General features: G+C 41.0%; 7 protein-coding genes and 3 pseudogenes. 7 read left to right on the top strand and 3 right to left on the bottom strand.

Translation table 11 applies throughout. The annotated features are described in order from the left end of the window. The 3 genes and pseudogenes from B2R65_RS16145 to B2R65_RS16135 all read left to right on the top strand — a co-directional run. Positions 1–751: sulfotransferase family protein (locus B2R65_RS16145; RefSeq protein ID WP_286744351.1), on the top strand; the 751-nt coding region annotated here is incomplete at its 5' end. A gap of 343 nt (positions 752–1,094) precedes the next feature. Beyond that, on the top strand, positions 1,095–1,376 hold the full coding sequence (locus tag B2R65_RS16140) for a hypothetical protein (protein WP_286744348.1): 282 nt from the start codon (positions 1,095–1,097) through the stop codon (positions 1,374–1,376). Positions 1,377–1,450: 74 nt separating this feature from the next. Next, positions 1,451–1,755 (top strand): annotated as a pseudogene (locus tag B2R65_RS16135) (sulfotransferase); the annotation flags it as partial. A gap of 434 nt (positions 1,756–2,189) precedes the next feature. On the opposite strand, the pseudogene B2R65_RS16130 reads toward B2R65_RS16135, so the two are convergent. Continuing rightward, positions 2,190–2,625: pseudogene (locus B2R65_RS16130) on the bottom strand (GNAT family N-acetyltransferase). 15 nt (positions 2,626–2,640) lie between these two features. After that, positions 2,641–3,135 carry a GNAT family N-acetyltransferase gene (locus B2R65_RS16125; RefSeq protein WP_063529968.1) on the bottom strand — a complete coding sequence of 165 codons (495 nt, stop codon included), beginning with the start codon at positions 3,133–3,135 and terminating at the stop codon, positions 2,641–2,643. 403 nt (positions 3,136–3,538) lie between these two features. On the opposite strand from B2R65_RS16125, the gene B2R65_RS16120 reads away from it, so the two are divergent. The 3 genes from B2R65_RS16120 to B2R65_RS16110 are packed head-to-tail and all read left to right on the top strand — an operon-like array spanning position 3,539 to position 7,245. Then, the gene (locus B2R65_RS16120; RefSeq protein WP_286744344.1) at positions 3,539–5,392 is read left to right on the top strand and encodes a CIA30 family protein; all 1,854 of its coding nucleotides are present in this window, start codon (positions 3,539–3,541) and stop codon (positions 5,390–5,392) included. 27 nt (positions 5,393–5,419) lie between these two features. Then, positions 5,420–6,460: a sensor histidine kinase gene (locus B2R65_RS16115; RefSeq protein ID WP_348735317.1), complete on the top strand. Its 1,041-nt coding sequence runs from the start codon at positions 5,420–5,422 to the stop codon at positions 6,458–6,460. Beyond that, positions 6,457–7,245, top strand: coding sequence for a LytR/AlgR family response regulator transcription factor (locus tag B2R65_RS16110; RefSeq protein ID WP_286744339.1), 789 nt, complete (start codon positions 6,457–6,459; stop codon positions 7,243–7,245). The genes B2R65_RS16115 and B2R65_RS16110 overlap by 4 nt, the downstream gene beginning before the upstream one ends. 16 nt (positions 7,246–7,261) lie before the next feature. Here B2R65_RS16110 and B2R65_RS16105 read toward each other — a convergent pair whose 3' ends face one another. Next, a complete protein-coding gene (locus tag B2R65_RS16105) occupies positions 7,262–7,672 on the bottom strand; it encodes a hypothetical protein (RefSeq protein WP_414704509.1) in 411 nt (136 codons plus the stop codon). A 192-nt stretch (positions 7,673–7,864) separates the two neighbouring features. Between B2R65_RS16105 and B2R65_RS16100 the strand changes: the two are divergent. Further along, positions 7,865–10,283: pseudogene (locus tag B2R65_RS16100) on the top strand (excinuclease ABC subunit UvrA); the annotation flags it as partial.

Here is a 10,283-nt window from a genome sequence, read left to right as displayed (position 1 = left end):
AACGCAAGAGCCTATTTTTGTATTAGGTATGCCCCGCTCTGGCACCACATTGGTTGAGCGTATTTTATCGAGCCACAGCGACGTACAATCAGCCGGTGAATTACAAGACTTTGGCCTAAGCGTTAAAAAATTAAGCCAAACTCAAACACCGCATGTACTCGATACTCAAACACTCACTAAAGCTTACGAGCTTGATTTTAATCATCTTGGGACAACATATTTAAACGCCACTCGCGTAACCACCGGCAGCCATAAGCACTTTATAGATAAACTCCCGTTTAACTTTTTTTATATCGACTTAATAACCAAAGCCCTACCAAACGCTAAAATTATTTGTATGTTGCGCGACCCTATGGACACCTGCATTGGTAACTACCGCCAGCTATTTACTATAAATAACCCCTACTACGCATACTCGCTCGATTTACTCGACACTGCCAAATTTTATAGCCGCTTTTACAAACTCATGCAGCACTTTAGCGCCCTGCACAGCAATATAAAATTAGTAAAATACGAAGAACTAGTCGCCCAGCCCGAGCAGCAAATAAAAGAGTTAGTCAGCTTTTGTAATTTAGAGTGGCAAGCACAGTGTATAGACTTTCACTTAAACACCGCACCGGTCTCTACGGCTAGTAAAGTACAAGTACGCCAACCACTTAACAACAAAGCAATTGGGCGTTGGAAGGCGTTTAAACCCCATACAAATGCAGCAGTGGAGTACCTTTTAAAGCAAGGTATAAATCTTGAGTAAGTATTTTTTGAAAAACATGAATATGTTCATCATTCTAATATTTTTGTTCTGTACCCATGGTAGTGCAGCGACGACCACTGCAGATATTAAGAATAATAACCCCTCAAAAACTCAGATACCAACTGGTCTAAAGTTACCTCTAAATTTTGAACTATTAACTCAAAAAAAGCTTCTTAACTCACTAAATAAAAACGACGACTGCTATATCAAAGACGAACATCATAACAATCGATTTGTCTCAGTTTTTAAGCTAAGTTCGGGAGGGGAACTGCTTGCATAAGCCTGCCAGACGGGAGCATATCAAGATAGCTATTTAACCTATTATGTCAAGACGTCAACAAATATGGCTTACCCCATAACTTGGTCAGAACCTACTTTTATTGATAATAAGTGGGAGCTAAAGCAAACTAATTTAATTACCGGCAGTATTGAAGTTAGTGAAATAGGGAATGAATTAAAGTCTCTGCGCTTATACTCTGCTTTTGGCTCTTGCGGTTATAAAGTTAATTACACCATTTCGTTCCCACAATTAATTAATCTAAAACCTCGTTTATTACATGCAGACAACGATTGTGGTAATGGCATATTAGTTGATGAATGGCCAATAATTTCCAATTCAAAATAACATCGTTAGTAATTATATTGAGCTTATATACTAATGTGATTAATGCCCCCTGTATGGGGGATTTATCTTTTTTAAATAGCCGCTTTTATAAACTCATGCAGCACTTTAGCGCCCTGCACAGCAATATAAAATTAGTAAAATACGAAGAATTAGTCGCCCAGCCCGAGCAACAAATAAAAGAGTTAGTCAGCTTTTGTAATTTAGAATGGCAAGCACAGTGTATAGACTTTCACTTAAACACCGCACCGGTCTCTACGGCTAGTAAAGTACAAGTACGCCAGCCACTAGCAACAAGGCAATTGGCCGTTGGAAGGCATTTAAGCCCCATACTAATTCAGCAATGGAGTACCTATTAAAGCAAGGTATTAGTGTTGAGTAATGGTTTTATGGCTTGGGAGTTAAATAGATGGACTTAGGGATAGTCCGCTTTGTGCTAGCCTAGGTCGGATAAGCGAAGCGCCATCCGACACAGTAAAATACCTTGCCAATTATTATCAATTTTTTATGTTGTCGAGTGACTGGAGAGTGCCATGAGCAGTCATTCATGATTAACTCGTTTCTGCCGTAAATACTTTAAGGGCGGCTTTGAACGAGAAGGTGAAAGTCAAATACTGGTTTCTCCGTTGCCGTTTCAGACAAAGAGCCGACATTCGCATTTTGGGATACTTGAGTGCGGTATATAGCGAGATTTAAAACTCAACTACTGAAGGCTTAAGTGTTCACTTTGTTTTGTAAGCGGACAGTCAAGAACGCCCGTCACAAACGCAAGCAACATGTTTCGAGTCGAACCGCAAAGCGGCGTTTTGTTAAAGATCACAGTTTAATAACTGCCAATATGTCTTCACCATCTTTATCCAACCACACTTCCTGAAAGCCAAAACTTGAATAAAAACCTTTGGCTACGGGGTTTTCAGGATCATAGCAAATTTCGATTTCTTTTACTTTGTCACTGGATTTGATTTCATTCAGGGCCAAATTTAGCGCAGCCCTACCAATACCCGCTTTTTGAAAACCTTGATCCACCATAAAGCGCCAAACAGACACTTTTGCAGGCGTTTCAGATACCCACATCAAAAAACCGACAGGTTAATCGTTTTGATAGATCGCTCTGCAAGTATGCCCGTGGCAGTAATGTGACTCAAGCAACGACCATATTGCTCGCAACATAGTCCTGTTGCTCATCCGTGACGTCTAGGTCGCATACGGCTTCATAATTTGAACTTGTAACGTTTTCCAGTGTGATATTCATCGCATCCTGCATATTTTACTTATTTGTAATCACAAATTCATGAAAGCCTTCAGTCTCAGATGGCTCAACTTTTATTACATTCACGATTGGTAATATCGAAAAAAGTCTATCCCAAAACTTTAATGCTTCACGGTCTTTTTCATAAACGGCTACATGCCAATTTAATGAATTATCTAACATTAACTGGCGGACAACATACAAAGCGATACCTTTTCCTCGATACTTAGGTAAGATAAAAAGATCTGACAGCTCAGGCATTTCACGTTCTACTATCTCTGTTGGTTCCACAGTAATGAACCCTGCGATATTGCCCTCAACAAAGATTAAGTAAGCGTCACAATCTTCTTCATCAGCAGCGACATCACTAAGATATTCTTCATCAATATCAAATCTGCCAGAACTATTGATATCTTCGTTATCAAAAGCACTTTGGTGATATTGATAGAATTGCCAAAGCATTGAAAATACGGGTGAATCTACTTTGGTTAATTTTCGTAGTACTATGTTCATTTTTATCTCCAACAACTTTATCAGAGGACATTTTCCCTATTTTAGCTCGAAAACGTCCCTATTTTATTAACTTATATTAATAGCAAATAACGTAAGTGATTGCCAGATATGAATATTATGCTTTCTGTGGCATATATAAACATGTAAAAAAGAGGAAAGTTTTCTGTTATTCCTACTAAGTTGTGGACGACTCACCTGAATGACCGCTCCTCGCTCACCGCGGCCCTTTAAAAACTTAATTTAGTTAGCCTGAGTACCCCACCACAACGCTTATTTACTTTTGTGTCGGTTCAACCTCTAATAATGTCGATTCAGATAAACATTAATGAAGCTGGTTAAAAAACTCGCTAAATTCCTTATCAACAAAACGCCAAATACCTATTTATTGATAAGGGATATAGTCATGAACATTATTACAAAAACAGTTATAGCACTGAGTTTAACAAGCCACTTTAGTGCGCACGCCATTGACCTGCGGGTCGACAACATTCGCTTATACCAAAATAGCTCGCAAAGCTTTTCTGCGCCGAGTTCGCTGTATATTGATGATGGTAAAATAGTAAGTATTACTAAAGCGAGCGACCCACTTAAAAACGCAGATAAAACAATTAACGCTAACAACCAATATGCAATACCTGGTTTAATTGATTTACATGTACATTTGGGTTCATCGGGGAGTAACTTTACTGAGTTTCAGTATTTGCCGGTTCAATCGCACTTTAATTCTAATTTGTATTTAGGCGTAACTAATATTGTTGATTTGTTTTCATTTGAGCAAACCCTAAACGAAGCCGCTCAATTAAAAGCAGCCCAGCTAACCCCTAACCTTTTTTATGCAGGTACATTGTTTACTAACCCTGGCGGGCATGGCACGCAGTTTGGCGGTCACGCATACGAAATTGCAAAAGATGAAGACATAGCAGCACTATGGCAAAAACATATCAGCACTAAGCCACATGTAACTAAAGCGGTTATTGAAACCTTTGGCGGTGTGGGTAAATCGTTAACTGATAGCCAATTAAGCGAGCTAGGTAAACGCTCTAAAGCGGCTAATTTACCGTATTTTGTGCATGTTTCTACATTAAATGATGCTAAACGCGCTATTAAAGCCGGTGCAACGGCTTTAGCGCACGGTATGAATAGCGAAGCGATTGACGATGAATTTATTACGCTAATGAAACAGCATAATGTAACCTATATTCCTACCCTTGCGGTGTATCATAACCATAGCGATGAAAAGCATAACCATGCTATAAGCTCACAAAGCGAGTTACTAAAAACCATTCCCGAAAAGCTACAAGGGTGTTTGTTTGACAACGTGCCTGCACCTTCAAAATGGAAAGAGCACGCGTGGGAGGAGCGAAAAACCGCTTATGCAAATATACAAAAGCTACATAAAGCTAATATTACTATAGGCACAGGATCTGATGCCGGAAACCCTTACACGCTGCACGGTACTGGGTTACACAACGAGTTAGATGCCCTTAAAAAAGCAGGCTTAACAAATGGTGAAATAATTAATGCAGCCACAGTTAACGGCGCAAAAGCGATTAATAAAGCCGAGAGCATTGGCAAGCTGGCTAATGGCTTTGAGGCAAGCTTTGTACTGCTTAAACAAAACCCGCTTGATGATATAAACCACATTCACACCATATCAGAGGTTTATAAAGCAGGTATACAAGTAGACCGCCCAGCCTTAATTGCGCAAAACAAGGCTATAACACCACAAGGCCCCACTTGTAATGAAGAAGTTAAAAGCCGCCAAGCGCAGCATGTTATTGATGATTTTACCGGTGATACACCATGGCAAGCCTTGAGCGACTCGGTAATGGGTGGTCAGTCTGTGGCAACACTTACCACAAATAAAAACATCTTAACTATTGATACAACCATTACAAAGCCAACCAGCTTTGGCGCATGGGCAGGCGCTGAAATAAAATTTACATCGCCGGCTGATGCCTCTGCATTTAAAGGTATTCGATTAACCTATAAAGGTTCAAGCACGCCTTTTGCTTTGTCTGTTTATCATAGTGATGTAAAAGATTGGGATCACTTTAGTGTACTTTTAAAGCCGCGCGATGAGTGGACAACGCTTGATATTCCTTTCACTACATTTAAACAATTTGGCTTTGGTAGCCCCGTTACGTGGTCGGCCACTCAATTAACTGGAGTTAACTTAATGTGGCGAAAAATGCCAGGCGCAAGCAATGAGCCATTAAAAAACACACTACAAATCAAAGAGCTAACTTACTTTTAAAAGAGTAGCAGTCAAAACACAAACTCTTTGGGTTTTGACTGTTTTTTGTTATGGTTTAATCAATTACAAAAAGAAGCACCGATTATGCTCAAACATCCTTTTTATAAATACAGCTTTTTTATTTTACTTGTTGTAGATATTGCTTATGCCCTTGGGCTGATAATTGCTAACTCTGCACCCTTTACTGCGGGTAGTGCACTCGCTGCTACGGTGTGGTTTGTTACTTTTTACTGGGTTCCTGTTTGGAGTGCGGCAGCGGTTATTTTTTACCTGCGCAATAAACACATTAACAAAATAGCGTTTGAATGGTTAATAGCTGTTGTATTTATGGCACTCGGTAATGTACTTACCGATATAGTACTCACACAGCTTTTTGATGGGCACAAATCGATGGGGGTGTTTGTTGTTTTTAACGGCTTACTTTGGGGCTCGTGTATTTACTTTACCAGTATTTTTATTGAAAACAAAAAACGCGCAACAGCCGAAAAACACGCGCTTAAACAAGCCCAACTTGCTACATTGCGCTACCAACTAAACCCACATTTTATGTTTAATAGCTTAAATACAATTTCGGCTTATATTCATACAAACCCTGATTTAGCCGATGAAGTACTGCATGAACTGGCTGATATTTTAAGGTACTCCCTCGACACGGCAGAGCAACAACAAATACCTTTACAGCAAGAGCTTACAATAATAGAAAAGTACCTAAATATTGAAAAAGCCCGCTTTGGCGATAAACTCAAAGTTAATTACCACATTCCCAATACGCTTAAAAACATATCGCTGCCCCCGCTACTTATTCAACCAATTATTGAAAACGCCATTAAACATAACGCCAAACAAACGTCGTTAATACTTAATATAACGCTTAGTGAGCTACCTAACGGCGTTAAAATACAAATTAGCGATAACGGTAAGGGTTTTTCGAGCGATGTTATAAAACACGGCCATGGCAGTGGTGTAGGAATGAAAAACATACTCAAGCGCGTTAAACAACTTGGTAAAAGTAAGGTACTACTGAGCAATAATAATGGTGCAGTGGTTACGTTGGAGCTAACACTATGAGCAGCAAAAACCAGCCAAACACAATGACTAAAATGCGTGTATTATTTGCCGATGACGAGCTTCCCGCTCGCGAAAAATTAAGTCATCAATTGAGTTTAATGGAGCATGTTGAAGTAGTGGGTATGGCCACAAATGGCAAAGAGGCCATATCATTAATTAATGAGCTGACTCCGGATGTGGTATTACTTGATATACAAATGCCTGAAATTAACGGCTTAGAGCTTATTGATTTACTTAACTACCAGCCCATTATTATTTACACAACCGCATATGATAAATTTGCAATTGAAGCTTTTGAGCACGCCTCAACTGACTACTTACTCAAACCTTTTCCTATTGCTCGATTAAAAAAAGCTCTCGCCAAAGCGCAGCAGCTACTAGAGCAACAACGTGCCCATTCCCAAGTTAACAGCCCAGAACACGAGCAAACCTTTACATTAACCAAAAACACCATAAATAAGCTCATTAGTAAAAACGGTGAACGGATATTTTTACTCTCCCCAAGTGATATTAAATTTATTAAATCGGAGCAAGGCAATAGTTTGGCGTGGAATGGCGATACATTTCATCACTTAAGCGATACACTCGATCAACTTGAACATGCCCTAGTAGCAAAAAACTTTGTACGAATTCATCGAAGTTATTTGGTTAACGTTGACCACATTAAAGAAATACAGCGTTGGTTTAATGGCAAATTGATGGTGATTGTAAATGATGATATTAAATCTGAGCTAAGCACCAGCAGAGCCGGTGCCGATAAACTAAAGCAACTGCTACATATTTAACTTATTTTAAAACATGTTACTGATCATTACTGGTATACACACTTAAAATAGGAAACGTATGCTCAGCAAACGATACCGTTACCGACTGTGTTTGATTGCCTTTAAAGCCTAATTTAAATTCACTTGGTGTTAGCCTGCTGCCATCTGCAAACAGCGCTAACACGTGTTCTTGATTAAGCTCTCGCTTGCCAGAGGCTAAATTAGTAAGGGTTATAACCGCCCAACGCTCTCCTATTTCGTTGCTCATAAGTACATAGTTTGCAATAGAAAAGTCAGACTTTTTAGGCGTTATATTATTATCGTTTGGAAACGACAAGTGCATGCTATTTGGTATGGCTCGGTCAACGTTTAGTACATTATTTTGCGCTGCACACACTTTGGCGCAAAGTACCAATGAACATAAAAAGCTAACGACAATTTTTGCCACAATTAAACGTCCTTTTAAATTTCGAATTTTGCATGCTTGATTGAAATTTATACTCGCAGTTTTTACCTATTATGTAAACACTCTATTAAACGCTTAGCAAACTAACTAAGCGCTCATTCAGTGACGCCCCATTAGTATTAATACTTTGCGGCACGTTAATAAACACATGGTTATTAAACAGGAGTAAATTACATGGCAACCACACCTAAAAAGTTACATGAGCTTAGTAATGCGCAATCGGCTTTATTAAACCCTGAGCACAGCATTCAAGTACGAGGCGCGCGTGTTCATAACTTAAAAAATGTGGATGTAAACTTGCCCCGTAATTCACTTGTTGTTTTTACTGGTATATCGGGCTCGGGTAAGTCATCGCTCGCCTTTGGAACATTATTTGCCGAATCACAGCATCGTTATCTTGATTCGGTATCGCCTTATGCGCGCAGATTAATAGACCAAGTAGATGAGCCCGATGTAGATTCGATTGAAGGGCTGCCACCCGCGGTAGCATTACAACAACAGCGTGGTGCACCCTCGATGCGCTCATCGGTGGGTAGCGTAACCACTATTTCTAACGCGCTGCGAATGCTTTACTCACGCGCGGGAGAATACCCCAAAGGGCAAGGTATACTGTATGCCGATGCGTTTTCGCCTAACACGCCACAAGGCGCCTGCCCAGAGTGCCATGGTATTGGCCGCGTATTTAACGTAACCGAAGAGCTGTTAGTGCCCGACCCGACTAAATCAATTAAAGAGCGCGCCATTGCAGCATGGCCGCCAGCTTGGCAAGGTAAAAACCTAAGCCGTATTCTTACCTCGTTAGGTTACGATATTAATAAACCGTGGAATACCCTGCCTAAAAAAGCCCGTGATTGGATTTTGTTTACCGACGACACGCCCACAGTACCCGTGTTTCCCGAGTACACGCTTGAGCAAACCCAAGCGGCTATTAAAAATGAAGAAAGCCCCAGCTACATGGGTACATTTATAAGTGCTAAACGCTTTGTTTTACAATCATTTGCGAGCACTCAAAGCCCACGCACTAAAAAGCGCGTGTCGCAGTATATGCAAATATCACAATGCCCGCAGTGCGAAGGAAAAAACTTAAAAAAGAGTCGTTATCGGTTAAAGTAGCAGGCCTTGATATAGGCGAAATTTCGCAGTTAACACTTGGCGAGCTGGCAGAAAAACTCAGCATTGCTGCCAATAACGCCGCTAAAAGTAACGCAGCCAACCCCGAAAAAGCCATTGTGGCAAAGCGCATCACAAGCGACATTATCAAACGCGTAGAAGCACTCACTAAGCTTGGTTTAGGGTATTTATCGCTTGAGCGTACTACGCCATCGTTATCAGCTGGGGAATTGCAACGCTTACGGCTTGCAACGCAAATTCGCTCAAAATTATTTGGTGTTGTGTATGTGCTAGATGAACCTTCGGCAGGTTTACACCCAGCCGATACGCAAGCACTTTTAAGCGCCCTAGATGAACTAATAGCGGCTGGTAACTCAGTATTTGTGGTCGAGCACGATACAAGTGTAATTCGCCACGCCAATTGGGTGGTTGATGTAGGGCCAAATGCGGGTTCGCATGGTGGTAATATTGTTTACAGCGGCCCTGTTGAAGGCTTAGAGCAAGTGAGCAACTCACATACAAGTCGGCATCTTTTTAAGCATAACAATAACGCAAAGCCAAATCATCAAACACAACGTACTCCAGCAGACTGGCTTAAGCTAAGTGGTATTGAGCGTAACAATTTACACAACATCAGTGCCGAATTTCCGCTTGGAGTTATTACAAGTGTTACGGGGGTTTCTGGCTCAGGTAAATCAAGCTTAGTAAGCCAAGCCTTAGTCGAGCTTATTCAAGATGCTTTAGGACAACAAACGCCGCCGCCAATGCCTACCGATGAAGCCGACTTGCTTGATCAAGAACTCCAAACACCAACCCATGGCAAAATTACCGAAGGCCTTGAGCATATAAAGCGCCTAATAACGGTTGATCAAAAAGCCATTGGCCGCACGCCTCGCTCAAACCTTGCTACTTACACTGGTTTGTTCGATCACGTACGTAAATTGTTTGCCAATACCAAAGAGGCAAAAGCGCGTAAATACGATGCAGGTCGTTTTTCGTTTAATGTGAAAAAAGGCCGCTGCGACAACTGCGAAGGCGTAGGCTTTGTAAGCGTGGAACTGTTATTTTTACCAAGCGTGTATTCGCCTTGTCCTGTGTGTAACGCCAAGCGCTACAACCAAAAAACACTCGACATTACCTATAAAGATAAAACCATTGCCGATGTGCTTAATTTAACGGTGGAGTCAGCGCATACATTTTTTGCCGATGAACCCGCTATTTTACGTGCGCTAAATGCGCTCTTACAAGTAGGCCTTGGCTATTTACGTTTAGGGCAACCTGCTACTGAGCTTTCGGGCGGAGAGGCCCAGCGCATAAAGCTTGCCACAGAGCTGCAACGTGCGCAGCGCGGCGATACGCTGTATATTTTAGATGAACCAACCACCGGCCTACACCCAAAAGATGTAGCCATGTTAATGGCGCAGTTAAATGGCTTAGTTGATGCGGGCAACACCGTAATTATGGTTGAGCACGATATGCAAGT

The organism is Pseudoalteromonas sp. UBA2102, assembly GCF_002331165.1.
Classification (GTDB): domain Bacteria; phylum Pseudomonadota; class Gammaproteobacteria; order Enterobacterales; family Alteromonadaceae; genus Pseudoalteromonas; species Pseudoalteromonas atlantica.
Note: the sequence above shows the minus strand (reverse complement) of the source record. Positions and strands in the feature narration are given on the sequence as shown.

Excerpts from the sequence above, each read along its gene's own strand:
- B2R65_RS16140 (WP_286744348.1), top strand. The coding sequence starts at position 1,095 with ATGGCTTACCCCATAACTTGGTCAGAACCTACTTTTATTGATAATAAG.
- B2R65_RS16125 (WP_063529968.1), bottom strand. The coding sequence starts at position 3,135 with ATGAACATAGTACTACGAAAATTAACCAAAGTAGATTCACCCGTATTT.
- B2R65_RS16120 (WP_286744344.1), top strand. The coding sequence starts at position 3,539 with ATGAACATTATTACAAAAACAGTTATAGCACTGAGTTTAACAAGCCAC.
- B2R65_RS16110 (WP_286744339.1), top strand. The coding sequence starts at position 6,457 with ATGAGCAGCAAAAACCAGCCAAACACAATGACTAAAATGCGTGTATTA.